We start from the raw sequence: 25,501 nt of genomic DNA on the forward strand, positions 1-25,501 counted from the left end.
CTCGATGTCAATGCAGGCTCACCCGTGCTCACCCCAGCCGTCCGCGGGTCTCGGGGAGGCGCGTGACGAAGATGAGGACGAGGCACACGGCGGCCGCAGCGGCCATGTAATAGCCGGGTGCGGTGTTGACGCCGGTGATGTCGACGAGCCACGTGCCCACGAACGGAGCGGTTCCGCCGAGCGCCGCGTAGGAGATGTTGTAGCTGATGGCCGCCGAGGTGAACCGCGTCTTCGTCGAGAATCGCTCACAGAAGAAGGTGTAGCAGCCGCCGCCGTAGCAGCAGAGCGCGAGGACGAAGATCGTCTGCCCGAGGAATGCCAGCCCCATGTGGCCGCTGGTGACCAGCCCGAATGCCGGCACCGAGGTGACCGCGAGCAGGATCGCACCCGCGATGAGCATGGGCCGACGTCCGAATCGATCACCGAGATGGCCGGCGATGGGCAGGAAGATCGTGTAGCTGGCCATCGCGATCGCGTTTGTCAGCAGCGACTGTTCGCGGCTGAGGTCGCCGGTGGTCTGGATGTAGGTGACGAAGTACGCCGAGAGCATGTAGAAGCCGAGCGCGGTGACGCCGAGGACGAAGAAGACCTGGAGCATTCCGACCCAGTTCTCGCGGAAGCTTTCGCGGATCGGGCTGAACTCTTTGGGCCGTTCGGCGGCGGTCTTCTTGAACAGCTCGGATTCGTCGGTCTTCGACCGGATCCACAGCCCGACGGCCGACAACGGCAGCGCCAGGAGGAACGGAACGCGCCAGCCCCATGAGTCGAAAGAGGCGTCACTCATCACAGTCGACAGCAGGAGGATGAGGCCGCCGGCGAACACCGAGGGCAGGGCGGTCGCGGCCAGAGTGATGTTGATCCAGAGTCCGCGCTTGGCAATAGGAGCGTGCTCGTAGACGAAGGACGGACCGCCGACGGATTCGCCGCCGGCGGAGAAGCCCTGTCCGAGGCGGGCGAGGATGAGCAGGATCGGCGCGAACCAGCCGATCGTGTCGAACCCGGGGAGGATGCCGATGAGTGCGGTGCAGGCTCCGACGAGGAAGATCGTGATGGTCAGGGTCTGGCGCCTGCCGACCTTGTCGCCGAGAGCTCCGAAGAAGAGTCCGCCGAGGGGGCGCATGACGAAGGCGACTCCGAAGGTCGCGAAGATGACCAGCAGACCGGTGATCCGGTCGCCGTCGGGGAAGAAGTACTCGGACAGGATCACCGCCGATAGACCGTACAACGTGAAGTCGTAGAACTCGACGAACTGGCCGATGCTGCCGCCCAGAAGCACCTTCCGCTGCATCTTCGTCGACGTGGTTCGCTGCTCGGTCGGGGCTGTGATGGACATCCGGGATCTCCTTAGGGCGCGGGGACGATTTCCACCATCTTTGCGATCCACAACACATTAGTCCAACAGATACTTTTGAAACTGGTCATGAGGAAAATCGATGAGAAGCCGAGCCGCGTAAGCCCCTTACCTCGGCGACGGACCGCTTCCCCACCGACCGCCTTCCCCGGCACCAGCGCAGTCCTCGGCCCGCGGCTCGGGTCCTTCTGTCCGCTTCAGCCGCCTAGGTCCCGAGGATCTCCAAGGTCAGCTCGCAGAAGGCTCGCGCACGCTTGCTCAGCCTCAGCTCTTTCGGCCAGACGATGGCAAGGTCGATGCTCGGGAAGTCGTCGAGCAGCGGAACGTCCACCGTCTTCGATCCGATGTACGTTCCCGAGGACACGCTCTGGCTCAGCAGCGAGTACCCGTGCCCCATCGCCACGAACGACCGCACGGTTTCGTAGCCAGCAAAGGTGTGCCGCACGATCGGCTCGACGCCGGCGATCCGGAAGAGCTCGTCATAGTATTGAGTGCTGAACGGCAGATCCAGTTGGATGTAGTTTTCATCTGCGAGCTCTCGCAGGTGGATTGGTCGCGGCCGTTTCCCACCCCCGCCGAGGTGGTGATCGAGTGAGACGAGGACGTGCGGCTTCACGACGTCGATGAGGAAGCGATCGAAGCGATCGGTCATTCCCAGCGTGTAAGTCAGTGCGAGATCGCAGTCGCCGGCGATGACAGCGGCTTGCAGCTCCTGAAGGTTCGCCTCGAGGTAGTTGATCCGAACATCCGGGTAGCGCTTCTCGAATTCGCTGTGGATGAGCGGCAGGCGGGTGGGCGCGATCGGCGAGAAGACTCCGACAGTGAGGTCTCCACTGAGACGACGTGAGAGGCCCAACGCAGTCTCGCCGAGGTTGTCGGAGGCTTCGAGGAAGGGTGTGACCTCTGAGAGGAATCGCTTCCCGGCAGGCGAGAGCACCACCGAACGATTGCGCTGTCGGATGAAAAGGTCGAGGCCGATGGTCCGCTCGAGCTGGGCCATCGCCGTCGAGATCGCCGACTGGGTGACGTTGAGCTGCTTCGCCGCCTCGGTCATGTTCTCCCGCCTGGCGACCTCCTGGAAGTAGCGCAGCTGCACCAGGGTGAAATCAAGGGCCATAGCTCCCCATCATCCCATCCGCGATGGCGATTCGCGGAGACCCAACCCTCGCCGAGGCGGCTCACCGTTATAGACGGACCATCCCCAACGAGGCGGCCCACCTTCACCGAAACACCGTCCCCACCGACGAGACCCACCGTCAGAGAAACACCCGCCACGACTAACCCCGGAGCATGCGACCATCACGACAGTCAACGTGGATCACGCGTCAGTGCCGACTGATACATTCGACGCCAAATCAGCAATAGGTAAAGTAGTCGTCCTCATCATATGCAGATCTACCTGCAATGACAGTTCCAATCGAATTCTTTTCGAAGTTTCTATTGCTTTCTATTCATCAATGGCCTAACATTTGACTAAGAGACCTTCAACGACGAACGGAACTCGACAGCGATGACCTTCACCCCCGACCGCAAGCGACGCAAGTCAGGAAAGCGCGACCGCCGCGCTGCCGCTGACTCGCGCGGTGGGGCGAGCAGAAGACCGCCGACGAACACCACACCAGCAGACCTCGTGGGTACCCCTCCTCAGAATGCCCACGCACCCGAGGACACCGCGCAAGCACAACTCGAAGAAACATCGGGCCCCGCAACACTGGCCGAACAGCTCAAGGCGGCCGGACTCGACCTCAGCGGCCACCACTTCGCCGAGGTGTTCGAGGCTCTTGACCCAGTTTCGACCGACGATGACGAACCGAACGACGATACGTCGATCGCCGACGTCGAAGAACCAAGCAATGCAGTTGGAATTGCCGGTTCCGACCAACCACACGAAACCGTCGAATCCGCGGACTCAGCAGAGCTCACTTCGACCGCACCGGCAGAATCGACTGCGCAACCCGAGCACGGAGACGATGATCAGCGCCCGACTTCGATGCACCCGATCCTCACCGACGCCGCCTGGAACGACCTGGCTGCGAGCGCACCTGAGATCACCGATTCGATTTCGTCCCTGACCGAACTGGTCGGAGGTCTTCGCGCCTTCGACCGGCCGATGGGGCCGAACGAGGCCCTGCAGGTCATCGATGGAGCCGAGGCTCTGCGTCGGCTCAGTGAGTCTCTGTCCACCCTGGCGCTGGCCGTCTACGAACGCGTCGGCACGCCCAAGGACAGTGGCGCCAAGTCGACCAAGGCGCTCATCCAGGAACGCCTCAACCTCTCGGGGCGAGAAGCGAACCGCCGGGCAAAGCTCGCAGAGAATCTCGGCAGACGAGTCGCACTCGACGGACAACCGCTTGAACCCGAACACCCGCTCGTCGCCGAGCAGCTCCACCTCGGCACCCTGCCCGCAGAGCACCTCACTGTCATCGAAGACTGCCTCAAGGCGCTGCCCGCATGGGTGGATCATGAGACGAAGTCCCGTGTGGAAACCGACCTCGTGAAATACGCGAAATCGGTGACTGTGAGCGAGCTTCGCGACATCTTCCGTCAGATGCTCGCTCTCATCGACCCCGACGGTGCCGAGCCGCTCGACCCCAGCGATCGTTCCGCCTACTTCATCACTGCCCGCCCCAAGCGCAATGGAGACTGGAGGCTGGAGGGCGTGCTCGATCCCGTGGCGGGATCCGAACTGCACGGACTGCTGACCTCGCGGATCCAATCGGCGAAAGACAACACATCAGACACAACAGAAACCGCCGGTGACAACCCGTCGAACACTGCAGAATCGTGCGACGGCACCACATCGAACAACGTCTGCCCCACCGACACTGAGACGATCGCCTCCGACACTGAAGCGGCCCGCTCCGCGGCCGACGACGCTCCCGCGCTCTTCCCGAACGTCGGACTCGGTCAGGCTCCCGGCGAAGAGAAGTTCGAACCCCTCGACGCAGTGCTCACCGGCGATCGCTATGACGCTCCCTCATGGGCTGTATTAGACGCGGCCAGCGACTCCGGTGCCGACAGTGAAGCTGCCGGTGACGCCGGTGCGGATACGACCGATCCTGCTGGCGGACGCTCCACTCCCGCGGGCCACGGCATCCGCGCCGACGGTTCGACTGTCGATCTCATGAGCGCGCAGCCCAGTGCGAAGGCCTGGATCTACGAACGTTTCGCCACTCTCATCTCGCGCATCAGCATGAAGGAAGCCGCCAAGGGTTCGCCCTACGCCCTGGTCGTCACAGCCAAAGCGTCCGACATCGCCAACGGCATCGGCGAAGCCACCACAGGCTCCGGCGACCGGTTCCCGATCGGCGACATCGCCCGACGCGGTCTCAGTGGCACTGTTTTCTACCACCTGATGGACGAAAAGGCCCGCACGGTGGAAGTCTGCGCGGAACAGCGCTTTGCCAACAAGAAGCAGACCGCAATCGTCACCGCCAGGGACCGCGGATGCGTGTTCCCCGGTTGCGACGCACCGGCGGGTTGGTGCGACGTGAACCATGTTGTGCCGCACGCCCTGGGCGGCAAGACCGACATCAACAACATGTGCCTGCTGTGCTCCTTCCACCACCACCTCATGGACCGCTCCGACTGGGAAGTCTTCATGCTCGGCGACGGACGGCCGGCATGGCGACCGCCCGAAAGCATCGACCCCGCCCGCACTCCCATCCTCCACTCACGATTCGTCACCGACGACATCATCGACGGCCTCTTCGGCACGTAGCTGCGCATGGCCATTCAATGGCACCGCTGTGCCTCCATTCTGATGTGAGCGCGAATGGCCTTGTCGCGGCTGCCTTCACCCCGCAGGACTCGGGTTTACGCGCTAGTCGGAGCGCAGGCGGCACAGCAATCGGCCCGAAAACGGTCCTCGCCGGTCAGAGACCAGACGCTGCATAAGAGATTCTCAGACGGGTGCAAATAGACTGGCCCCATGCACCTCGGCCTAGTGACTTCCAGCGCTGTCCCGCACGACATCTCGGCGGCAATCCCCAGCCCGTCCATCTCGAGCTTCCAACTCGGACCGCTGACGATCCATTTCTATGCACTGTGCATCCTCGTGGGCATCATCATCGCCATTGTGCTGACGAACCGCCGCCTGACCAGGCGCGGTGTCGAGGACTGGCAGGTGCTCGACATCGCGACTCTTGCCGTACCGATGGCCATCGTCTTCGCCCGCATCTATCACGTCATCACGCACTACACCGATTACTTCGGTCCCGGCCGCAACCCGTGGAACCCGTTCGAACCCGGCTCGGTATGGGCGATCTGGGAGGGCGGCATCGCGATCTTCGGTTCACTCATCGGCGGCACGCTGGGTGCATGGATCATGTGCCGCCGCCTCGGCCTCAAACTCACCACTCTGCTCGACGCCCTGGCACCGGGCCTCATCCTCGCTCAGGCCTGCGGTCGCTTCGGCAACTGGTTCAACCAGGAGCTCTTCGGCCTGCCCACCACGTTGCCTTGGGGACTCGAGATCGATCCCGGCAATCCGGCAATCCCACTGGGCACTCCCCCCGGCACCCTCTTCCATCCAACGTTCCTCTACGAGGTCATCTGGAACAGCCTCGGCGCTCTCGTCCTGCTCTACCTCGGCCGCAAGGTCTTCTTCCAGTGGGGACGCCTATTCGCTGTCTATCTCATGTGGTACGGCGCCGGCCGCATCGTCTGGGAGTCCATCCGCCTCGATCCGAGCTTCGTCATCCTCGGCCTGCGCACCAACGTGTGGGGCGCGATCGGCGCCGTCGCTCTCGGTGTGGCGATCATGCTCATCCAGTGGAAGCGCCACCCCGAGCCCGAAGAATCACCGTTCATCCCCGGCCACGACCCCGAACCCGCGAAGGACTGACACCCACCCTCGCCGAGGCGGCTCCCCGGGTCCGTGGATGCGCACCCTTCCGCGATTGCAACCTTTCACGACCGCATTCACCTCCGCGTCCGCGTTCGCCTCCGGGTCCACGATCGCCCTGACCGCATACGCTTTCTGCCCACGTTCGCCAGTCAGAGCCCCATTCACCCGGCAGGGTTATGGTCGTCCAGCAAACTACTGTCAAGTAACATAGTTCGCATGCACTTCTTCCGCATGATCCTGCACCTGCTGAGGTCCCACCGACGTTCCGCGCGCGACATCTGGGACACCTACTCCCTCCCCATGCGCGTCCACCTGGGCGAGATCGACATATTCATGCATCTCAACAACGGCAAGTACCTCTCGATCATGGACCTGGGGCGGCTCGACATGATGGTGCGCAGCGGAGCATGGCAGGCGATGCGTGAGCGCGGATGGACCGGCGTTGTCAGCGCCGAGACCATCAGCTTCCGCAAATCACTGAAACTCTGGCAGCGCTACAACCTCGAGAGCAAGGTCTGCGGAATCGACGAGCGCACCGTGTTCTTCGAACAGCGCATGGTCGTCGACGGCGAGATCTTCGCCCGAGCCTATGTCGCCACCCGCCTGATCTCCGACGACCGTCCGCTCACCAGGGACGACCTCATGGAGGCGTTCGGGATGCCGGAGAACGAACCCGAGCTGCCCGACTGGATCCACGATTGGCGCCGTGACAACGCACTGCCGAGCACTCGCCGACCTGCCTGGAGCAGCTGGACCTAGCAGAGCTGTGGTCGGCGCCGAGTTGTGGTCGGGACGGCGCCGCAGCCCGGTACCGCCGAATGCAACCCCGCCGAACGGACTACCGCCCCGCTTCGATCCACTCCTTGAGGCGGCCGAGACCCGTCGTGATCGCGGTTTCGTCGATACCCGAATAGGCCAGCCGAATGTAGGACCGGTCCTCACCGGGCTGCGGCGACCCGAAGTGCTCGCGAGTGCAGAATGAGACGCCAGTGGCATGCAGCGCCTCGGTGGTGAAGTCCGCCAGAGTCGCGATTCCCTTCGCCTCCATCGCCTCGGTGACATCGGGGAAGACGTAGAACGTCGAGCCCGGGGTCGCCACAGACATGCCGGGAATCTCGTTGATGAGCCGGCAGGTGGCATCACGTCGCTTGCGCAGCACCTCCAGCATCTGCCCGACCGGCCCCTGCGGTCCACGCAGGGCGGCGATCCCCGCCCACTGCACGTACTGGTTCGTGCAGGATTCGTCGTTGGTGTTCATCAGCGAGATCGCCTCGGCGACCTCTTTCGGGGCCACTGCACAGCCGAGCCGCGAACCCGTCATCGCGTACTTCTTCGAGAACGTGTAGAGAATGACGGTGCGCTCCCGCATTCCCGGCAGCGCGGCGATCGACTGGGACTTCCCGCGATAGCGCATCTCGAAGTACGCCTCGTCGGAGAGCACCCACAGGTCGAATTCCTGCGCAATCGCTGCGATGGCCTCACGCTCGCCCGGGGTGGACTCTGCGGAGATCGGGTTCTGCAGGTCGTTGTAGATGATGGCGGTGGTGTTCTCATCGATCGATGCCCGCAGGTGGTCGAGGTCGATGGCGAAGCCGTCGGAGGTCGGAACATATCGGTAGGGCAGGGCCGTACCGCCGAGATATTCGATCTGGGATTCGTAGATCGGAAATCCGGGATTCGGGTAGAGCACGCCTTCGCCGGGGTTCATCACGGCTTGGAGGAATTTCGTGATCACGGGCTTGCCTCCGGTGGTCACGACCACCTCGGCGGGGTCGATCGTCATTCCGCGTCGCGAGCCGATGTCATCGGAGAGCGCCTCCCGCAGTTCGGGAATCCCCGGCCCAGGGCAGTAACCGGTCTTGCCGTTGCGGATCGCCTGCTCCATCGCCTCGACGATGTGGGGAGCGAGCGGGAAATTGAGATCGCCGAGGTGGAACGGGAAGACCTCGTTGCCCTTCGCCTTCCAGTCGGCGGCGGCCTGGGCCACGCGGAAAGCGGTCTCGGTGCCGAGGTTGTCCAAGCGGCGAGCAGTCTTCATCGTCGACTCCTTCTTCGGGGTCCATCACTTCGGGGCAATACTGAGGTGTCGGTGCTGGGGTGTCCATGCGTGCCGCGCGCCGTGGGACGGAGCCCGCCCCAGGGCACGGTGCGCACCGGTTCACTCACGATAGAGCACCTGACCAGGGCTTGTCAGCGGTGTCCGTGTTTCATCCGGCGGCGAGCGGGCTGCGCCCGGCGAGCAGACACCACAGTCCGATGCCGAGGAAGACCGGAGCGCCGAGGATGCCGCACCAGAAGCTCGGCGCCGCGGTCTCGCGCGGCAAGATGAACGCGACCACCGCGACGATGGTCAGCATCAGCCCCGCCACGTGAAGGACGGGCTGGCCGAAGACGACGGCGAGCGCGAAGAAGTGGATGCCGACGATCGCGAAGATGAGTGGAGCGATATTCTCGGTCTGGCCGGTGCGGATGAGGAAGAAGCTCGCCACCGCCCCGATGATGACCTCGGCCCAGAACACGATGAGGTAGAGGGTGAACGCGGTGGTCCCGGTGGTGAAAGCGCTGGGTTCCGACCAGTTGCCGATGGCGGTGAGGATGCTCGGCACGGCGAGTGCGAGGCCCGCGATTCCGAGTCCGGCGAGCACGAGTCGCCAGACCAGTCCTCTGGGTGGCGCTTCCTGTGCCCAGCCTGACCAGATGAACGCGGCGAGTCCGAAGATCGCGCCGATCATGACAAGGTCGCGCGGGTGGGCCACGTCGATCATCATCGATACCTTTCGTCAAAGCTGGCTGACTTCGACACTAGTCAACGAGGCGAATCCGCGCCCATGACGTTTCCCCGACTCCCTCGTCCCTGCCAACCCTGCTGGCCAGAGAGTGAAGCTCACCCTTCGCCGGGCGCGATGAACAGCTTCCGCAGCGGCGTTCCGTCGATGTACCAGCGCGCCTTCATCCCATCATCGAGGCGAACCAGCGATCCCGGCGCCAGTTCGATGGGGTCGCGAAGGGGTTCGTCGAATTCGATGCGCCCGGTCCCGGAGATGACGAGGAAGACCTCGTCGCCTTCGATATCGCGCATCGCTCCAGCGCTCATCTCCCACAACCCGTATTCGGCACCGCCGATGGTGCCGAGTTCGGCGAATCCCGTTGTCACAGACGCCTCCCCCGCCGAGGCGGCCGCCCCTTCCAGCTCGACCGAGCTGCTCGTGCCGAAATCCCCCGCCGAGGCGGCCGGACCTTCCAGCCCCACCGACCCGACCGTGTCGGGTCCTCCCGTCGAGGCGGCCGGAATGGTCTGCCACTCCTCGATCAATTCATGGCTGAGAGGAAATTCGTGGGTGTTGATCGGCTCCATTGCGCTCATGCGAACAGTGTAATTAAACAGCCCACCCGAGTCCCGCCTCGACGAAGAAATCAGTGGGCAGTCGAGCGCGTTTCAACACTCAATACAAATCACCACAACTGTTTACTTCCCGTTGAGCGTGAGATAGAACTGTTTTCGTAGGCGACCACAAGGTCCGCCTCGAGTTCAGGAGATGATCCGTGTCCTACTTCAATGGCGAAGCCTCACACTGGCTGGCAGCATCCCCCGCCGACGACGTCGACGCCGTCCCGCTGCCGCGCGAGAAGCAGGATCTCGTCATCGTCGGCGGCGGACTGACCGGCCTGTGGTCGGCCTACTACGCCAGGCAGGCCCACCCCGATTGGGCGATCACCATTATCGAGGCCCGCCACATCGGCTACGGCGCCTCCGGCCGCAATGGCGGATGGCTCTCGACCCTGCTGCCGGGCAATCGCAGCAAGTTCGCCGAGGCGGTCGACCGCGCCCGGAAGAACGATCCCACCGGGCCGGTCGGCTCGGCAGGACTCGACGGCGTCGCCAGCGTCAGCGCCTTTCAGTCCGCACTCTTCGACTCCATCGACGAGGTCCTCGACGTCTGCGAGACCGAGGGCATCGATGCCCACCAAGTCCGCGGCGGCCACATCGACATCGCTCAAACGGAGGCCGGCCTGTCCCGGCTGCGCGACCTTGAGGCCGGCAATGAGCAGTTCGGATACGGGCCCGAGGACATGCAGTTCCTCGACGCCGAGGCGACTCGTGCCCGCATCAACGTCGACGGGGCACTCGGCAGTCTCTACTTCCCCGGTACCGCCGCCATCGATCCCGCGCTGCTCACCCGGGGACTCGGCCACGTGCTCAGGGAACAGGGCGTGACAATCTGCGAGGCCACCTCGGCGAGGCATATCCGAAAGAATTCGGTCGCCACGGACCGCGGGCCGGTGCGCGCGGACACGATCTTCGTGTGCCTCGAGGGGTATTCGGACACGGTCGGCGGCGACCTGCCGGGCCTGCAGGGACGGCAGGTCATCCCGGTGTTCTCGTCGATGATCGCAACCGAGCCGCTGCCGGGCGACGCGTGGGCGTCGATCGGCTGGGAGGGGCGCGAATGTCTCGGCGACACGGCGCACACGTTCATCTATGCCCAGCGCACGGCCGACGGCCGGATCGCGCTCGGCGGGCGAGGAGCACCATACGCGTTTCGCTCGGGTCTGCCCGGTGACGGCGAGGTCCCCGCCGAGGTGGTCGACCTCCTGGCCGGGCGCTTGTCCTCGCTCTTCCCAGACCTCGAGTTCGAGGTTGCGCATGCCTGGCGCGGTGCTCTCGGGGTGACCAGAGACTGGTGCGCCGGCATCTTCTTCGACTCCTCCCAGCGCATCGGAGTGGCCCGCGGCTATGCCGGGCACGGGGTGACGGCAACACATCTGGCAGCCAAGACCCTGCTCGATCGGGCCGCCGGAGCCTCGACGTCCTTGACCGCGCTGCCGTGGAACGACCACTTCTCCGGGCAGTGGGAGCCTGAACCGATTCGCTGGTTGGGCATCCGGTCGATGTACAAGGTCTTCGGTCTCGCCGATGCGTGGGAGTCAGCGACCGGGGCGAAGAAGACGAGCCTGCTCGCCCGATTCGGGTCCCGGCTGGCCGGGTTGCACGAGTAGGCAGGGCGGGGCGCTGCTTGCACTACCAGCTTGGTGAACCTGCAGCAGCTGGGTCCCTGCACCTAGCTGATGCAGGTTCACCAAGCTGATGCCAAACGGCCGGGGACCGGCCCCGGTCTTACGCTGTGGCCCACCCCTGTCGTCCCCGCAGGATCAGAGGCAGACTGAAGCCATGACGAGTTCGCACAGCCGCATCTCCCCCATGGCCGCCACCTACCCTGCGTCGAGCATCCGCAAGATGTTCAACCTCGCCCTCGACTTCCCCGATGCCGTGAGGCTCACCGTGGGCGAACCTGACTTCACCACTCCGGAGCACATCAAGACCGCCGGCACCCGTGCCATCGAGAACAACAACACCCGCTACGTCGCCAACGCGGGCATCCCCGAACTGCGGCAGGCGATCGCCCGGAAGTACTCGACTCGGTGGAATCGCGGCATCGCGCCCGAGAACGTCATGGTCTCCTTCGGCGCGATGGAGGCGCTCACCTTCGCCCTCGACGTCACTGTCACCCCCGGTGACGAGGTCATCATCCCCGACCCGAGCTTCCCCAATTACATGGGTCAGGTGCACCGCCTCGGCGGGATTGCGGTATCCGTTCCTGTCACCGAGGACAATGATTTCAAGCTCCGCGCAGAGGATGTCCGCTCAGTGATCACGGACAAGACCGCGGCCGTGATCATCAACAGCCCGTCGAACCCTTTGGGTTCGGTCATGGATCGGGCCGACCTCGAGCAGATCGCTGCGCTGGCCGATGAGCATGAGTTCACCGTCATCTCCGATGAGGTCTATGACGAGATGGTCTTCGACGACGCTGTCTTCACCTCCATCGCGGAGGTGAAACCATCCACCGCCGAGGTGGGAGCTGAGTTCGATCGGTTCCTGGCCATCGGCAGCTTCTCGAAGACCTATGCGATGACTGGTTGGCGGTGCGGTTTCGTCATCGGTTCGGAAGACCTCATCGCGCCGATGTCATTGCTGCAGGAGGGCCTGACCTCGAGTCTGCCCGGGTTCGTCCAGGAGGCTGCGGTCGCCGCGATCGAGGGACCGCAGACAGCTGTTGAGGAGATGGTCGCTTCATATGCCAGGCGGCGTGAGCTCATGATCGAGCGCATCAACGCCATCGCGGGCTTGAGCCTGCTGCGCCCGGCGGCGACGTTCTATGCCTGGGTGAACGTGTCCGAGTGGGGGCTGGACTCCTGGGAGCTGGCGACCCAGCTGCTTGAGAAGCACAACCTTGCGACGATTCCAGGTTCGGCCTTCGGCCCGGCCGGCGAAGGCTACCTGCGCCTGACATTCGCGGTGTCGGACGAGACCATCAACACCGCGTGCGACCGGCTGGAGGCGTTCGCCGCTAACCGGTGATGCCGGGAGTGTTGGGCCACCGACCGCTCAAGTTACCGTCGACCGCGCATCGCATAGCGTGAGCGGTCGGAGGAAGATGTACGGTCGCTGATCCACACTTCACTCCACCGCAGCGAGCGCTGAATTCCAGCTTCCGTAGAACTTCCGGACGGCCGCGGCCGAGGGCACCTCGCCCTTATGCTCGGCGGCGTATTCGGTGTAAGCCTTGTAGGTCGCGGCGGTCCCGCGTGATTCGCAGTCGGCGAGGAATTCGGCGATCGCCTTGTCGTAGGCATCCGAGTCGAAGCGCAGCTGGCCTTTGGCTCGGCCGATCTTGTTCGTCGCCAGACCCGCCGCCTTGAGCGCTTCGTTCCAGGACCCGAATCGCTGCACCGCGGTCTGACTGGTCGGCGGCCAGATCGTCGCCCCCTGCGCCGAGGTCGCTCCGAGACCGTCGAGCACCGACTTGCGCAGTTTGTCGTACCGGCTGGCGGTCAGACTTGGGACCTCCGCCCGGCCGCGGACGTACGCAACCGCCGCAGCCACCTCGGCGAGAGTGGACGTCACCGACGTCCCTGAATTCTCGAGTTGGACGGTCAGCGCGGACTCCACCTCGGCGAGGGTCTCTCGGTCGGTGGGGCTGAGCTTGGCCGGGTCGGCACTCGCGGGGATCCCCGGCGTGCCGGTGGCATCGAGGCTGCGGGCGGTGACGAACAGCAGCGCACCGAGCACGGCCAGCGACGAGGTGTGGGTTCTCCCGGTATCAGACATCCAGTCCATTGTACGTTTCAGATGGTTCCCTGTTCAGGATCACCGCCACCGTGGAGATCAGCACCGGGGCTGGGTCAGCTGGATCGTCGGAATCCTGTCGGTTTCATCGCCCGAACATCGAGCATCGTATTCAACGCGAAGAACAGACCGCTGATCACGACCGCAGTGATCGCGGCCAATGGGATCGAACCGGTGATCAGCAGGTAGCCTCCGCCGAGCACGAGCACCGACGCACCCGCCGACACAAGACGCCCGGTCATCTTGCCGCCGATGTCGCTTCCGCTGAGGACGACGTCGATCGTCCGCGAGATGACGAACCACGCGACGAGAATGCCCAAGGTCGCGAGCAGCGATTCGGGCAGACTCAATCGCATCTGCAGGTGCATCGTCTCGCCCAGCAGGGTCGCGGCGAACGGGACGATCAGCGGCAGTCCCAGAGCGATGAGGATCGGTCCTGTGAGTGTGAGGACCAGCCGGTGGCGATACAGCGAGCGCATGATTCGTCCTTTCTTCTTGCGGCGTCGAGGTCCGTGGGCGGTGGGCTGGTGAGGGCGGCACCTGCGGGGACCGCGTTTCCTGAGGCTTCAGCCGGCCAGCAGGGCGAGCGATCCGGTGGCGATGAGCGTGGTCAGGGTCGTCCAGGCGATGATCGCGATGCCCTGCCATAGCAGGATCCACGAGGTCTTCACACCAGCGCTGACGAGGATCGTGGAGGTGATCTGGGTGGGAATCGCCAGCGGTCCGAGCAGGCTCGCACCGGGGACGCCGAACCGAGTGAGGAACTTCTTGAACTTGACCCGCCCCTTGGACTCGGGCTTCCCACCTTCACCGAGGTGGCCCTCCGTCACCGTGTCACCGGCATTGCCGTCGGCCGCTGAATCCGGGGAGAGAACGTCGGCGGATCCATTCCGCGTGGCACTTGCCTCGGGCACAGCGCCATCAACCGATCCGGAGCCGACACCTGCGCCGACTCCCACGGCCGCGAGCTCACGCTTTTCGCTCTGACGATTCACGACGGCGCGGCGCGCCCGGGCTCCGAGGAGCACGATGACGGTGACGCAGATGAAGTTGCCGATGGCTCCGGCGACTCCGGCGAGCACGGGGTTCATCCCGGCCCACACGCCGATGATCGAGGAGATCTCACCCTCGATGAAGGGGATCGCCCCGGCCGCGGCGATGATGAACGGCTGAAGCAGGTCGGGAACCTGAGCGGCGAGACCTTGGAAGAATTCGATGATGGGATTCATGGTGTCCTCCTGAACGTAATCGGCAGATCCCGGCCCGAATGAACCGGATCTGATGGTTGATACGTTCAGTACAGACTGTGTTCTCAGAACAGGGTCAAGCCCTCATCGTCGAACCCAGCGAATCCTCAGCTATCTTCCCTAGTCACTGTCTTCAGCTCTCTCCCTCAGCTCCCGACATCACTCCTTTTCCTCCGCCTCAGTCCCCTGCCTCAGCCCTCTTCCTCTGCGGCCACGTGCTTGATGAAAGCGATGAACCGCTCGCGATCTTCGTCCGGAATCTTGAGAGTCGGGAAGACAGAGATGAAGGCACGCTGGATGACGTCGATCTGTGCGTCGTTGTAGAGCTCTCTGAGCGAGCCGATGATCGCAGCCTGCCCCATCTTCACGTCCCCGGTCATCCGCTCAGTCGGCGCGAGGAGCCAGGGTTTCGCTTCGAGCTGTCGCTTCATGCTCGGAGCGATCTGCTCTGCCAAGCGTTCGCGGGTGGCGTCGTCGGCATCCTCGGCGAGCTCATCGACTTCCTGGTCGTACGGTGTGGTCTCGGACATGATGGACCGCATCTCCGCGAGCGCCGATTCCTCATACAGGGTCGAATAGATGTTCATCAGTGCGCGATCGGAATTCGACATCCGGGCGGCGATGTCGATGAAGCCTGAAGCAGTATCGATCGGCGCTCCGTGTTCGAGGAGTTGGGACACCTCGGTGCGTGCTTTTTCCAGGGCCGCGATCTGCTCACCGAGATCGACCTCAAGCTGTTTGAGGGCGAGTTGCTGCTGTTCGTGATCGTCGTCGACCGAACCGATATCCGACAACGGGATCCCGAGTTCGCGCATCCGCCGGATCTGATGGAGTCGCAGCAGGTGGGAAGCCCCGTACTGTTTGTATCCGTTGCTCATCCGTTCGGGCTCGGTGAGCAGCCCGAGCTTGTGATAATGCCGAATCGTGTTGACCGTGGTGCCGGTCAGCCGCGCCAATTCGCTCGTGCTCCATCCCACGGTCAGGTCCTTCCGCCGATGCCGTGTAGTTCAGTGTCGATGAGGTCCTCGTCGACTCCCAACACCGCTCAGTCTAAGCGGACGGACTGACATGGTGAGCGGGAGAACCGACGTGGACGGTCTGATGTGCGCGGACTACCGTGTAACCATGAGAGCAGGATTCGATTCGGTCAAGGCCCTCGTCTTCGACATGTTCGGCACCGTCGTCGACTGGCGCAGCAGTGTAGCCGCCGAGGTGGCCGTGCACTTGCGCGACCATGTTCCCGATCTCGTTCCGCTTGAGTTCGCCGACGCCTGGCGGGCCGAATATCAGCCGTCGATGGAGCGGGTGCGCAACGGTGACCGAGAGTTCGTTCGTTTGGATGTGCTCCACCGGGAGAATCTCGAGCACGTGCTCAGAGGTCTCGGCGTCGATCCGAACTCGATTCCCGCGCCGGTCCTCGACGAGACCAATCTTGCGTGGCATCGGCTCGATCCGTGGCCGGATGCGGTCGCAGGTTTGACCCGTTTGAAGGAGCAGTTCATCATCGCTCCACTGTCGAATGCGAACATCCGGTTGGCTCTCGACGTCGCCAAACGTGCTGGTCTTGCCTGGGATGCGATCCTCGGCGCCGAGGTGGCGGCAGCCTATAAGCCGGACCCCGACGCGTATCTGCGGACCGCCGACATCCTCGGTCTCGAACCGCAGCAAGTCGCCATGGTCGCTGCGCACAACAGCGATCTCGCCGCGGCGCAGCCCCTCGGGCTCAACACGGCTTTCGTTCGGCGCCCTACCGAGCATGGACCCGATCAGACCATCGATCTCGAACCCACGGGCGACTGGGACGTCATTGCCGAGGATTTCGAGGACCTCGCTGACCAAATCGGCTGACGCATCGTTTCGAACGGGTGCTGGGCCGGCAGTCCCTGCGGAACGCCAAAGTGACTATTTCAGCGGCTTCAGCCCGCACCACTCGGCGATGAAGAGAGCGATGGTCTTCGTGATGTTGCGGACGGACTCGATGTGGACGCGCTCGTCGAAGGCATGGATGTCGAGGGATCGGGGACCATAGGTCAGAGTCGGCATCGATCCATAGTTCGTGTACACCCGGCCGTCGAGGTAGCCCGGCGTGGAGAACGACCGCAGGGGCTGGCCGAACACATCCCGGTGGGCCGAGCCGAGGACGGCCTCGGCTTCTCCGCCTTCGTCGAGTCGATATCCTGCGGCGAAGAAGCCGGTTCGCTCCAGGCGTGGCAGGCGACTGTCCTGACCGCGCCGGGCGATGCTCGCGTGCCGGACGTGCTCCTGGATCTCTTCCCACGCCTGTTCCGGGTCGATCCCCGGATAGATGGCGGCGCGGACGGAGATCTCACACCATGACGGGACGCTGGAGGGCCAGTCTCCACCCGAGATCTCTCCGACGTTGAAGTTGATGGGATGATCGACATCCTCGAAGCCCGGGTACCGGTCCTTCTGGCCATTCCAATCCGCCTCGAGTGTGCGCAGGTCGGCGATCACGTCATTTGTCGCGTCGAAGGCGTTGAAGCCCTTGCTCATCTCCCGGACATGACTCGGTTTCCCCTCGACACGAACGGTGAACCAGATGACTCCGACGTTGGTTCGCACCAGAGAGTTCTCTTCTGGTTCCGGGATGAGCACGGCGTCGCCGGTGTAGCCGCGCAGAAGTGCCGAAAGCGCTCCGTTGCCGGTGCTCTCTTCCTCCACCACGGATTGGAGATGGATCGGGGCTGCAGGAGAGAATCCGGCAGCGGAGATCGCGTCGAAGGCGAAGAGGTTGGCAGCGAGTCCGGCTTTCATGTCCCCGGCGCCACGTCCGTACAGCCAGCCGTCCTCGACTCGAGGCTCGAAGGGCGGAGTAGTCCAATTCTCCAAGGGTCCGGTCGGAACGACATCCACATGACCTTGCAGGATCAGGGATCGGCCTTCCGAGACTGCCGGCCGATAGCTGCCTACGATGTTGAAGTCTTCGTCGTAGGGCACGGTCATCGGTCCGAAGCCCACGTGATCCTCGATGTCCTCTTCGTCGATGCGCCAGCGGTCGGTCTCCAGTCCCCTGTCGGCGAATTCCTGCTCCATGCGGTCCTGGATCGCCGCCTCACTGCCGCGGACAGAAGGACAGCGGATCAGATCACCGGTGAACTCAAGCTGACGATCGAACGCGTTGTCGACGGCGTCGGTGATGGCCTGGGCGACTTCTCGATTCATGCTGTGCTCTTCCCAGTTCTCGTGTTGATGGTTGACGGTCCGAGCCCCGGAGACGCGGATGGCACGTACCTCTGTCGGCTATTCTGCATTCCTCAACGAGTATCCGGAAGAGTGACCGCATTTGCTGTGATTGATTGCGCACCCCCTCCCGTCACTTGGATCGAGCGTATAGCGTGGCCGTCAGGGACGGGTCGACCGACCCGTACTCCCGCCACCATCTGACGAAAGGTGACAAGCATGAATGAGACGAGCATCAGCGCTTCCCGCACGATCGATGCCCCCGTAGAGGACATCTTCCACGTCCTCTCCAATCCAGAGCGTCATGCCGAGATCGACGGCTCGGGAATGGTCCAGTCGGATGACAAGACCGATCGCATCACCGAGGTCGGTCAGAAGTTCTCGATGAATATGCACTGGGACAAGATGGGCGGCGACTACAAGACCGACAACCACGTCATCGGCTATGAGGAGAACAAGCTTCTCGCCTGGAAGACGGCACCAGCCGGTGAGGAGCCACCGGGTTGGGAGTGGGTCTGGGAACTCACGTCCCACAGCCATGACTCGACCGAGGTCTCCGTGACCTATGACTGGAGCGCGGTCACCGACAAGGAGGTGCTCAAGCAGGTCGACTTCCCGGCCGTCAGCGAAGAGGACCTCGAGTCGTCCCTCGGCAACCTGGCAGCAGCGGTGTCCGGAGTCTAACGCCGCGCAGCAGCGCGCAGGCGCGGGTTCCTCACGCCTGACAGCACCCTGACGGCCCTGTTCGAACTCAGCGCAGTTCGTTCAGGGCCGTCTCCGCGCGCCGACGACGGTCTTCGAGCGACATCTCCCACCAATATTCACCGCGTTCGCCGAGGCCGTTCTTCGCGACATCCACCCTCCGTCTCGCCTCCGCGAGATCTTTTCCATCGCCCCGCTTCTTCGCCTGCTTGACGGCGTTCCTCGCGGCGCCGAGGCGGCTCTTGAGTTCCTCGATCACGCTCGGTTCCAGTGCTGGGTCGGTTCGTCGCCACCGGCGTCCTTTGACGATCAGCCAACGCTCGTCATCATTGTCGCTGTTCTCGCTCATGCGACGAATATGCAGAACGGATGGCCGGAGGGATCGGTGAAGACATACAGCGGTTCGTCCTCATCGTCGGTACGATCGACGCGCAGTTCGGCACCCAGGTCTTCGGCACGCTGCAGCTGTCGTTCCAGCATGGTCCGGTTCGGCACCGTGAGGTCGAGGTGCATCTGCATGGGGATGTCCGTTGCCGGCCACGTCGTCGGTTCGAGGCGATCAACCTGCTGAAAAGCGAGCTTCCGGTTCCCACTCGCATCAGTGAGCACCAGCCAGTCGGGGACCTCGGGCTCGGCACTCGTCCCTGAACTGCGACCGTCGGTCGGTTCGTCTCCCGGGCGATAGACGTAGCCGAGCAGCCGTCGATAGAACTCCGCGAGCATCCTCGGCTCGGTCGTATCGATGACGGTGTGGAGCAGCTCAGGAAATCCAGCGTCTTCCGCCTCATCCGTCATCCGAGCTCCAACGGCGTGAGCACCGCGATTTTCCAGCCGTCTTCGATACGCACCAGCTGATACATGTTCCGCTCGTCGGGGGCACCTCCCTGATATTTCCACGTGACGTCGGCCCAGATGCTGTGGTCGGTCGATGCCGCCACCGTGACCTCGGCGTTCACCTCGGTGACGCCCGAGTACTGTCCGAAAGCGCTCGCGAAGAAGCTCTCCGTCTGCGCCGCCTCGGTGACGAGGATCCGCTGCCCCGGGAACTCGATGAGCGCCGGAACCGCGTAATGATCGGCGATTGCTGCGGCGTCCCGATCGATGAGCGCACGGGTATAGGTGTCGAAGAACTGCCTGTGAACCTCTTTGTTCTCATTCATGGGGCGACTGTACCGCTCGCTCCTGACACCGCCGCTGAGACCGAGCCTCGGAGGTACAGCCAAGGGACGCGCACCGTTTCGGTGCGCGTCCCGATGTGACTGTCTCGGCTAATCGAGAGTTTCTGACTCAACTCATCGAGACGAGGATCTTCACCTCGTCGAGGCTCTTCGTCAGGCGCTCGAATCCGTCGCTGACGATATCGTCGGCGAGGATCTTCGAGGTGATGAACGGAGCCAGATCGACCTTGCCCGAACGGACGAGTTCGATCGCCTCGGCGTGGTCATCGGCATAGCCGACGCTGGCACCGAGGGTCCGATCCTGCATCATCAGTTTGCCGGTGAGATCGACCTCGACCGGTTTGCCATGGATGGCGATGACCTGCAGGCGACCGGTGGCGCCGAGCACGTCGAGCAGCTGTCCGACGACGGGGGCGGCACCAGCGGCGTCGAATGCGACGTCGGCCATAGCATCCGAGGTCTGCTCCGACACGATCGCCTTGAGATCTTCGCTCGTCGGGTCGACGACGACATCGGCGACGCCTGAGCTCTGCGCCTTCTCGCGACGGATCTGCGAGACCTCGCTGATGATCGTCTTCAGTCCCTTGGCCTTGAGTACGGCGGCGACGAGGAGGCCGATCGGTCCCGCTCCGCCGACGACTCCGACCTGTCCCTCGGCGGCCGTCGTCTGCTTGACTCCGTGGAGTGCCACAGCGAGTGGTTCGATCATCGCCGCCTGGTCCAGCGGCATATCACCCACCGGGTGGACCCACCGGGATTCGACGACGATGTGCTCGCTCAGACCGCCGCCGAGGCCGGAGATGCCGATGAAGCCCATCTGCTCGCAGAGGTTGTACGCACCGCGCTGGCACGCCGGGCACGTGCCGTCGACCATCAGCGGTTCGACGACCACCGAGTCACCGACCGACAGACCTTCGACTCCTTCGCCCAACTCTTCGACGACACCTGAGAATTCGTGGCCGAGCACCACGGGGAGGGTCTCTCCCGACAGCGGATGGGCATCCTCGGTGGTGGGGGCGGGCGGAATCGGACCATCATGGTACAGATGAAGGTCACTGCCGCAGATTCCGTTGTAAGCGGGGGCGATCTTCACGGTTCCCGGGCGGGTCTGGGGCTCGTCGATCTCCTCGACTCGCAGATCCTCTTTGCCGTAATAACGGACTGCTTTCATCACTGCACACTCCTTCGACTCGAGGTCGGTCGGAGCCGGAATGTTCCGATCGACCGTTCACTTCCGACCGTACCCCCGCCCCGTATCGTCGGCAATGAATTCCCGGCGAAGGTGAGCAACGAGACAACAACGCCCCGACGTTGCCGATGACCCCGCCCCTGACACAGCTCCGTCACCCCATGTCACCCTCCAATGAGAAGATGGCATCGTGCCTGAAACCCGACCGTCCGCCGCCGCGACCGGTGCCGCCATCCCCGCCGATTGGCGTGATGCCTTCGCCCCGCTCGCCGAGGCGGCTCCGCACTCGCACACGCCCGTGGCCTTGGGATTCGAGCTCGTCCAGGTCATCCCCCGCACATGGTTCGAAGCTCAGCACTCCGTACTCCTCAACAAGGACGACGTCACCCCGGGCGCGAATCCGAGCCTCGCGATCCGCCCGCTCATGCTCAGCGAGTCCGGCAACTGGGTGAAGAAGTCCCTGACCTGGCGCACCATCGACCGCATGGCCCGGCAGTTCGACATCGACCCGGCTCACCAGGAGTGGTTCACCCAGCTCGCGGGACTGCGCACCCGCGGGAAGACGGACTTCACGCCCGACGGTGCGCCGTACCACCTCGGCGATTTCCGCACTCCCCTGCTGTGGGATCACTTCACGCAGGGGAAGAAGCTCGGCATCGAATTCGTCGGCATCAATCCGGATATGACCGTCCGCATCGGGCACACCGCCCGCGCCGCCATCGACATCCGCCGCAGTCACAACCGCCTGCAGGTGCAGACGCGGGCGACCATCGACGAACGCGAATATGCTCCCGGTCTGATCAAGCCGATCTGGACGCACGGCTTCTTCGGTGTCGACGTCACCAGCGGTTTCACCGTCACCCTGGCCCCCGCGGAGACCCCGACGAAGGAATCCGCACTGCCCGTGCTCCAGTCCCCGGGGCCGATCACCATTCCCGGGGCCGAAACCGAAGAATTCTTCGAGGAGTACTACCCGCAGCTGCGCTCCAGCGCCGAGGTCATCAGCAGCGACGCCACCGTCGCCTTCCCCCAGTACGGTCGCCCCCGCCTTGTCGTCTTCGCCGCCTTCGGCGCCGGCGACAAACTCTCCTTAAGCTGGTACTGGGAATATCAGGGACCCCGTCGCACCTTCCCCGTCATCGATCGGGCGAAGCTCAGCGCCGCCTCGGCGAGGGAATATGCGGGGCAACGCGAACTCGACTTCGAAGATGCCGTCGTCACCGAGGTCGACAAACTCCTCGCCGACACCCATGAAACCGGGTCCGCCCTGCCGGGCATCAAAGACGTCGAACTCGACGACGCGGACACCGCGGATTTCGTCGTCAACGTCCTGCCCGGGCTCGAGGAGATCGAGCACGTCAAGGTCATCACGCGCGGGAAGAAGCAGCCGTACCGGGAGCTCGGCGGGGAGCCGAACGTGAAGATCACCTCGGTCGAGTCGGAGAAGAACGACTGGTTCGACCTCGGCTTCCAGATCAGCATCGACGGCCGCCCGGTCCCCTTCGTCAAGCTGTACAAGGCGTTGGCCGCCGGGACGAAGAAGATCAAGCTCTCCGACGATTCGTTCCTGTCGCTGAACAAGCCGATCTTCGACAAGCTCAAGGCCCTCCTCGCCGAGGCGGACCTCATCCCCGAATGGGAGCCCGGAGCGCCGAAGATCTCACGGATGCATATGGGTCTGTGGTCGGATTTCGAGGACCTCGCCGACGAGTCCGAACCGGCCGTGACTTGGCGTGATTCCGTGCGCGCATTGGCCGACCTCGAACACCTGCCCGCGACCGAGGTCCCCGACCTGAACGGTGCGAAGCTGCGCCCGTATCAAGTGCAGGGATTCCGGTGGTTGGCACTGCTCTACCGGTGCCGCCTCGGCGGGATCCTCGCCGACGACATGGGCTTGGGCAAGACCCTGCAGACGCTCGCGCTCATCAAGCACGCGAAGGCTGAATTCCTTGCTGGCAGCCAGGAATTCCTCGCCGAGGCGGCCAGACGCTCCCTCGCTGACGACGATGCGACGCTCCCGCCCTTCCTCGTCGTGGCACCGACCTCGGTGGTTCCGAACTGGGTGAAGGAGGCAACCTCCTTCACCCCTGACCTCGATGTTCGTGTCGTGGCCGAATCGACGCGGGCGCGTGGGGTCGACCTCGCCGAGGTGGTTCGAGGTGCCGATGTCGTCGTCATGTCGTATGCGATGCTCCGGTTGGAGGAGACTCCGATCTCGCGGATGGAGTGGGCGGGGCTCATCCTCGACGAGGCGCAGTTCGTGAAGAACTCCACCGCACAGACCCACCTGGCGGCGAAGGAAGTGCGGGCACCGTTCCGCTTGGCGCTGACGGGCACTCCTCTGGAGAACTCGCTCAAGGACGTGTGGTCACTGTTTTCGATCACGGCGCCCGGACTGTTCCCGAGTCCACACCGGTTCGAGGAAGAGTACGTGCGTCCGATCGAGTCGGGTGAGAATCCGGGACGGATGCAGCGTCTGCAGAAGCGGATCCGACCGTTCATGATGCGCCGGACCAAGGATCTCGTGGCCGCAGACCTGCCGGAGAAGCAGGAACAGGTCATCTCGGTCGAGCTCAACGCCGCGCACCGGAGACTCTACGATCGGATTCTACAGAAGGAGCGGAAGAAGATCCTCGGCTTCATCGACAGCGAATACGACAAGCAGCGGTTCATCGTCTTCCGCTCGCTGACGCTGCTGCGGATGCTTGCGCTCGATCCGTCGATCGTCGATGCCGAACATACTGAGGTGCCGTCGTCGAAGTTGGCGGCGCTCCTGCAACGGCTCGACGATGTCATCGCCGAGGGCCACCGGTCGATCGTGTTCAGCCAGTTCACGTCGTTCCTGGCCAATGTCGCCGCGGACCTCGACGCTCGCGGGATCCCCTATGTCGTCCTCGACGGGTCGACGCGCAACCGCGGGGCGGTCGTCGATGCGTTTCGGTCGGGTGAGGCGCCGGTGTTCCTCATCAGCCTCAAAGCCGGCGGGTTCGGGCTCAACCTCACCGAGGCGGACTACGTCTTCCTCATGGATCCGTGGTGGAATCCCGCCTCGGAGAATCAGGCGATCGACCGAGCGCATCGGATCGGGCAGACGAAGAACGTCATGGTCTACCGCTATGTCGCCGAGGGCACGATCGAGGAGAAGGTGCTCGCCCTGCAGAAGCGCAAGGCCGAACTCTTCGACGAGCTCATGTCCGACTCCGGCACCTATCAGGGCCGCGGACCGGACGGCCAGGCGTTCAGCCAGACGGTCACAGCCGCGGATATCAAGGGGCTGTTCGAGGGGTAGAGGGCTCCGGCTAACCTCACAGATCGCACGAGAATATTTACTTTAGGTGGCTTAAAGTAAATATTCCCGCGGATCTCTTCCTAGCTGATGTAACCTTTCACCGTTTCTCTGATCGCGTCTGCGTGCAGATAGATTTCGTCGAGACCGTCGATCGGATGCCGGGACTCGTTCTTGTCTGCGTCGAAGATGCCAATGTATTTCTGCTTCTTACCGTTGAAGTGGAGCCGGGCAATCGGCTTCCGATTGTTGTCGTCCAAGAGCACAGCGAAGTAGGACTTGGCATCACGCTGTGCAACGCGCTCGGGCTTCACCTCACTGCAGCTGATCGCCTTGACGATCTGATAGCCCTCAAGTTCCTCCAGGGTTGTCTCAAGTTCGGTGTCTCGATCCAGGTCCGATTCGGCTACTTCCGCGCTGGTGACAGCCTCTCCGTTCGAAACTTGCACAGGCATTGCGGTCTCAGAGGCTCCTAACGCAGTCTTCAGGCGATCATTCACCCTTTCATTGAGGAATTGCTTCGCTGCTTTGGACACCAGCTGAGTGAACTGCGCCTTGGTGTCCTGAGTGAAGCGCCCTTCGTAGACGCGACTCGTGAATAGTCGCACGAACGCCTCGTCGGGCTCCTTGAACTGCCCCGCAATTTCTCTCTTGATGGCTCCGACGTACTTCAGTTCTTCTGCCGCGCTCACCACCGAGTCGAGGTCGAACACTTCTTTGGTCAACTTCTTGAGCTCCGGAACGATCGTCTCGTCGATCTCGTTGAGGTCGAGCACAAGGAACGGTCTGTCGTCCATTTTGTTCGGCGCATCGAGATCGGTGTAGAAGTTATAGACCTCGCCGTTTGTGAGCACAGCAATCCGCGCATTTGTCACGGAGAAGTACCGGAACAGCTGGGAAGCGTGTTCGATCTTCAGCGGCTCCGTCGATTTCTTGCACTCGATGAGGATCTGCACTTCGCCATCGCGCATGATGGCGTAGTCGACCTTCTCGTTCTTCTTCACTCCGACATCGGCAGAGAACTCGGGCACTACCTCAAGCGGGTTGAAGATGTCGTAGCCCAAGATGGTTGAGATGAAAGGCATGATGAACGCATTCTTCGTTGCCTCTTCGGTCTGAATCGCCTCTCGCTGGTTTCCAACCTTGGCAGCCAGGGCAGACAGTCGTTCTTCGAACTCCATTGTTCCTCCACAAATGCACTTCAGTGATAGTTTCGCAATTTCAGACTGTAGCCCGTGTGGAATGAAACCGGCGGCTCAGTCGTCCTTGGTATCGGCAAAGTTGTCAATCAGTTACCTACGCAGCCACCATCGGCTCACGCACCCGCCCCAATCACTGACGCGATTGCGACGATCGCGACTCTTCCGAT

At 63.3% G+C, this 25,501-nt stretch carries 23 protein-coding genes; 8 read left to right on the forward strand and 15 right to left on the reverse strand.

Annotated features, from left to right (window positions below; genetic code table 11):
• Positions 1-28: 28 nt before the first annotated feature.
• Together HK108_RS09615 and HK108_RS09620 are read right to left on the reverse strand one after the other, a co-directional pair.
• Positions 29-1,333 carry an MFS transporter gene (locus tag HK108_RS09615; RefSeq protein WP_229664052.1) on the reverse strand — a complete coding sequence of 435 codons (1,305 nt, stop codon included), beginning with the start codon at positions 1,331-1,333 and terminating at the stop codon, positions 29-31.
• A 223-nt stretch (positions 1,334-1,556) separates the two neighbouring features.
• Entirely contained in the window at positions 1,557-2,468 is a 912-nt protein-coding gene (locus HK108_RS09620; protein WP_101545950.1) for a LysR family transcriptional regulator, read from the reverse strand.
• A 393-nt stretch (positions 2,469-2,861) separates the two neighbouring features.
• Between HK108_RS09620 and HK108_RS09625 the strand changes: the two genes are divergently transcribed.
• The 3 genes from HK108_RS09625 to HK108_RS09635 all read left to right on the forward strand — a co-directional run bounded on the left by HK108_RS09625 (position 2,862) and on the right by HK108_RS09635 (position 6,959).
• On the forward strand, positions 2,862-5,072 hold the full coding sequence (locus tag HK108_RS09625) for an HNH endonuclease signature motif containing protein (protein ID WP_181271345.1): 2,211 nt from the start codon (positions 2,862-2,864) through the stop codon (positions 5,070-5,072).
• A gap of 210 nt (positions 5,073-5,282) precedes the next feature.
• The gene (lgt, locus tag HK108_RS09630; protein WP_181271346.1) at positions 5,283-6,197 is read left to right on the forward strand and encodes a prolipoprotein diacylglyceryl transferase; all 915 of its coding nucleotides are present in this window, start codon (positions 5,283-5,285) and stop codon (positions 6,195-6,197) included.
• A gap of 219 nt (positions 6,198-6,416) precedes the next feature.
• Complete coding sequence (locus HK108_RS09635; RefSeq protein ID WP_181271347.1) at positions 6,417-6,959, forward strand: acyl-CoA thioesterase; 543 nt, start codon at positions 6,417-6,419, stop codon at positions 6,957-6,959.
• Between the two features lie 79 nt (positions 6,960-7,038).
• On the opposite strand, the gene HK108_RS09640 is transcribed toward HK108_RS09635, so the two are convergent.
• From HK108_RS09640 to HK108_RS18850, 3 genes are all read right to left on the reverse strand, one after another.
• Entirely contained in the window at positions 7,039-8,238 is a 1,200-nt protein-coding gene (locus HK108_RS09640) for a pyridoxal phosphate-dependent aminotransferase (RefSeq protein WP_181271348.1), read from the reverse strand.
• 169 nt (positions 8,239-8,407) lie between these two features.
• The gene (locus tag HK108_RS09645) at positions 8,408-8,968 is read right to left on the reverse strand and encodes a hypothetical protein (protein ID WP_181271349.1); all 561 of its coding nucleotides are present in this window, start codon (positions 8,966-8,968) and stop codon (positions 8,408-8,410) included.
• Positions 8,969-9,084: 116 nt separating this feature from the next.
• Positions 9,085-9,564, reverse strand: coding sequence for a cupin domain-containing protein (locus HK108_RS18850; protein ID WP_229664053.1), 480 nt, complete (start codon positions 9,562-9,564; stop codon positions 9,085-9,087).
• A gap of 179 nt (positions 9,565-9,743) precedes the next feature.
• Here HK108_RS18850 and HK108_RS09655 point away from each other — a divergent pair, with 179 nt between their 5' ends.
• On the forward strand, positions 9,744-11,198 hold the full coding sequence (locus HK108_RS09655) for an NAD(P)/FAD-dependent oxidoreductase (RefSeq protein ID WP_181271350.1): 1,455 nt from the start codon (positions 9,744-9,746) through the stop codon (positions 11,196-11,198).
• Between the two features lie 172 nt (positions 11,199-11,370).
• On the forward strand, positions 11,371-12,561 hold the full coding sequence (locus HK108_RS09660; protein WP_181271351.1) for a pyridoxal phosphate-dependent aminotransferase: 1,191 nt from the start codon (positions 11,371-11,373) through the stop codon (positions 12,559-12,561).
• Between the two features lie 99 nt (positions 12,562-12,660).
• Here the strand turns inward: HK108_RS09660 and HK108_RS09665 are convergent, their stop codons facing one another.
• From HK108_RS09665 to HK108_RS09680, 4 genes are all read right to left on the reverse strand, one after another.
• Complete coding sequence (locus HK108_RS09665) at positions 12,661-13,311, reverse strand: homing endonuclease associated repeat-containing protein (protein ID WP_229664054.1); 651 nt, start codon at positions 13,309-13,311, stop codon at positions 12,661-12,663.
• A gap of 74 nt (positions 13,312-13,385) precedes the next feature.
• Complete coding sequence (locus tag HK108_RS09670; RefSeq protein ID WP_181271353.1) at positions 13,386-13,808, reverse strand: hypothetical protein; 423 nt, start codon at positions 13,806-13,808, stop codon at positions 13,386-13,388.
• An 87-nt stretch (positions 13,809-13,895) separates the two neighbouring features.
• Positions 13,896-14,558, reverse strand: coding sequence for a small multidrug efflux protein (locus HK108_RS09675; RefSeq protein WP_181271354.1), 663 nt, complete (start codon positions 14,556-14,558; stop codon positions 13,896-13,898).
• A gap of 209 nt (positions 14,559-14,767) precedes the next feature.
• The gene (locus HK108_RS09680; protein ID WP_181271355.1) at positions 14,768-15,553 is read right to left on the reverse strand and encodes a helix-turn-helix domain-containing protein; all 786 of its coding nucleotides are present in this window, start codon (positions 15,551-15,553) and stop codon (positions 14,768-14,770) included.
• A gap of 148 nt (positions 15,554-15,701) precedes the next feature.
• On the opposite strand from HK108_RS09680, the gene HK108_RS09685 reads away from it, so the two are divergent.
• Complete coding sequence (locus HK108_RS09685) at positions 15,702-16,424, forward strand: haloacid dehalogenase type II (RefSeq protein ID WP_218973659.1); 723 nt, start codon at positions 15,702-15,704, stop codon at positions 16,422-16,424.
• 54 nt (positions 16,425-16,478) lie between these two features.
• On the opposite strand, the gene HK108_RS09690 is transcribed toward HK108_RS09685, so the two are convergent.
• A complete protein-coding gene (locus HK108_RS09690) occupies positions 16,479-17,759 on the reverse strand; it encodes an ArgE/DapE family deacylase (RefSeq protein WP_181271356.1) in 1,281 nt (426 codons plus the stop codon).
• A 237-nt stretch (positions 17,760-17,996) separates the two neighbouring features.
• On the opposite strand from HK108_RS09690, the gene HK108_RS09695 reads away from it, so the two are divergent.
• Positions 17,997-18,461 carry an SRPBCC family protein gene (locus HK108_RS09695; RefSeq protein ID WP_139469482.1) on the forward strand — a complete coding sequence of 155 codons (465 nt, stop codon included), beginning with the start codon at positions 17,997-17,999 and terminating at the stop codon, positions 18,459-18,461.
• Positions 18,462-18,528: 67 nt separating this feature from the next.
• Here HK108_RS09695 and HK108_RS09700 read toward each other — a convergent pair whose 3' ends face one another.
• The 4 genes from HK108_RS09700 to HK108_RS09715 all read right to left on the reverse strand — a co-directional run bounded on the left by HK108_RS09700 (position 18,529) and on the right by HK108_RS09715 (position 20,828).
• Positions 18,529-18,828, reverse strand: coding sequence for a biopolymer transporter Tol (locus HK108_RS09700; RefSeq protein WP_139469483.1), 300 nt, complete (start codon positions 18,826-18,828; stop codon positions 18,529-18,531).
• A complete protein-coding gene (locus HK108_RS09705; protein ID WP_181271357.1) occupies positions 18,825-19,274 on the reverse strand; it encodes a VOC family protein in 450 nt (149 codons plus the stop codon). Before HK108_RS09705 ends, HK108_RS09700 begins: the two co-directional genes overlap by 4 nt.
• Complete coding sequence (locus HK108_RS09710) at positions 19,271-19,639, reverse strand: DUF6841 family protein (protein WP_181271358.1); 369 nt, start codon at positions 19,637-19,639, stop codon at positions 19,271-19,273. The genes HK108_RS09705 and HK108_RS09710 overlap by 4 nt, the downstream gene beginning before the upstream one ends.
• A gap of 127 nt (positions 19,640-19,766) precedes the next feature.
• Positions 19,767-20,828 carry an alcohol dehydrogenase catalytic domain-containing protein gene (locus tag HK108_RS09715; RefSeq protein ID WP_181271442.1) on the reverse strand — a complete coding sequence of 354 codons (1,062 nt, stop codon included), beginning with the start codon at positions 20,826-20,828 and terminating at the stop codon, positions 19,767-19,769.
• A 208-nt stretch (positions 20,829-21,036) separates the two neighbouring features.
• On the opposite strand from HK108_RS09715, the gene HK108_RS09720 reads away from it, so the two are divergent.
• Positions 21,037-24,135, forward strand: coding sequence for a DEAD/DEAH box helicase (locus tag HK108_RS09720; protein ID WP_181271359.1), 3,099 nt, complete (start codon positions 21,037-21,039; stop codon positions 24,133-24,135).
• 80 nt (positions 24,136-24,215) lie between these two features.
• Here HK108_RS09720 and HK108_RS09725 read toward each other — a convergent pair whose 3' ends face one another.
• On the reverse strand, positions 24,216-25,313 hold the full coding sequence (locus HK108_RS09725; protein WP_181271360.1) for a type I restriction endonuclease: 1,098 nt from the start codon (positions 25,311-25,313) through the stop codon (positions 24,216-24,218).
• Positions 25,314-25,501: the final 188 nt, after the last annotated feature.

The sequence above is a fragment of the Brevibacterium sediminis genome, assembly GCF_013623905.1.
Classification (GTDB): domain Bacteria; phylum Actinomycetota; class Actinomycetes; order Actinomycetales; family Brevibacteriaceae; genus Brevibacterium; species Brevibacterium sediminis.

Bases quoted from the DNA above. Each gene is read 5' to 3' on its own strand.
- HK108_RS09615 (WP_229664052.1), bottom strand. From the start codon at position 1,333: ATGTCCATCACAGCCCCGACCGAGCAGCGAACCACGTCGACGAAGATG.
- HK108_RS09685 (WP_218973659.1), top strand. From the start codon at position 15,702: ATGAGAGCAGGATTCGATTCGGTCAAGGCCCTCGTCTTCGACATGTTC.
- HK108_RS09670 (WP_181271353.1), bottom strand. From the start codon at position 13,808: ATGCGCTCGCTGTATCGCCACCGGCTGGTCCTCACACTCACAGGACCG.
- HK108_RS09710 (WP_181271358.1), bottom strand. From the start codon at position 19,639: ATGAATGAGAACAAAGAGGTTCACAGGCAGTTCTTCGACACCTATACC.
- HK108_RS09625 (WP_181271345.1), top strand. From the start codon at position 2,862: ATGACCTTCACCCCCGACCGCAAGCGACGCAAGTCAGGAAAGCGCGAC.
- HK108_RS09690 (WP_181271356.1), bottom strand. From the start codon at position 17,759: ATGAATCGAGAAGTCGCCCAGGCCATCACCGACGCCGTCGACAACGCG.
- HK108_RS09620 (WP_101545950.1), bottom strand. From the start codon at position 2,468: ATGGCCCTTGATTTCACCCTGGTGCAGCTGCGCTACTTCCAGGAGGTC.
- HK108_RS18850 (WP_229664053.1), bottom strand. From the start codon at position 9,564: ATGAGCGCAATGGAGCCGATCAACACCCACGAATTTCCTCTCAGCCAT.
- lgt (WP_181271346.1), top strand. From the start codon at position 5,283: ATGCACCTCGGCCTAGTGACTTCCAGCGCTGTCCCGCACGACATCTCG.
- HK108_RS09665 (WP_229664054.1), bottom strand. From the start codon at position 13,311: ATGTCTGATACCGGGAGAACCCACACCTCGTCGCTGGCCGTGCTCGGT.
- HK108_RS09695 (WP_139469482.1), top strand. From the start codon at position 17,997: ATGAATGAGACGAGCATCAGCGCTTCCCGCACGATCGATGCCCCCGTA.
- HK108_RS09705 (WP_181271357.1), bottom strand. From the start codon at position 19,274: ATGACGGATGAGGCGGAAGACGCTGGATTTCCTGAGCTGCTCCACACC.
- HK108_RS09675 (WP_181271354.1), bottom strand. From the start codon at position 14,558: ATGAATCCCATCATCGAATTCTTCCAAGGTCTCGCCGCTCAGGTTCCC.
- HK108_RS09660 (WP_181271351.1), top strand. From the start codon at position 11,371: ATGACGAGTTCGCACAGCCGCATCTCCCCCATGGCCGCCACCTACCCT.
- HK108_RS09715 (WP_181271442.1), bottom strand. From the start codon at position 20,828: ATGAAAGCAGTCCGTTATTACGGCAAAGAGGATCTGCGAGTCGAGGAG.
- HK108_RS09725 (WP_181271360.1), bottom strand. From the start codon at position 25,313: ATGGAGTTCGAAGAACGACTGTCTGCCCTGGCTGCCAAGGTTGGAAAC.
- HK108_RS09645 (WP_181271349.1), bottom strand. From the start codon at position 8,968: ATGATGATCGACGTGGCCCACCCGCGCGACCTTGTCATGATCGGCGCG.
- HK108_RS09635 (WP_181271347.1), top strand. From the start codon at position 6,417: ATGCACTTCTTCCGCATGATCCTGCACCTGCTGAGGTCCCACCGACGT.
- HK108_RS09640 (WP_181271348.1), bottom strand. From the start codon at position 8,238: ATGAAGACTGCTCGCCGCTTGGACAACCTCGGCACCGAGACCGCTTTC.
- HK108_RS09700 (WP_139469483.1), bottom strand. From the start codon at position 18,828: ATGAGCGAGAACAGCGACAATGATGACGAGCGTTGGCTGATCGTCAAA.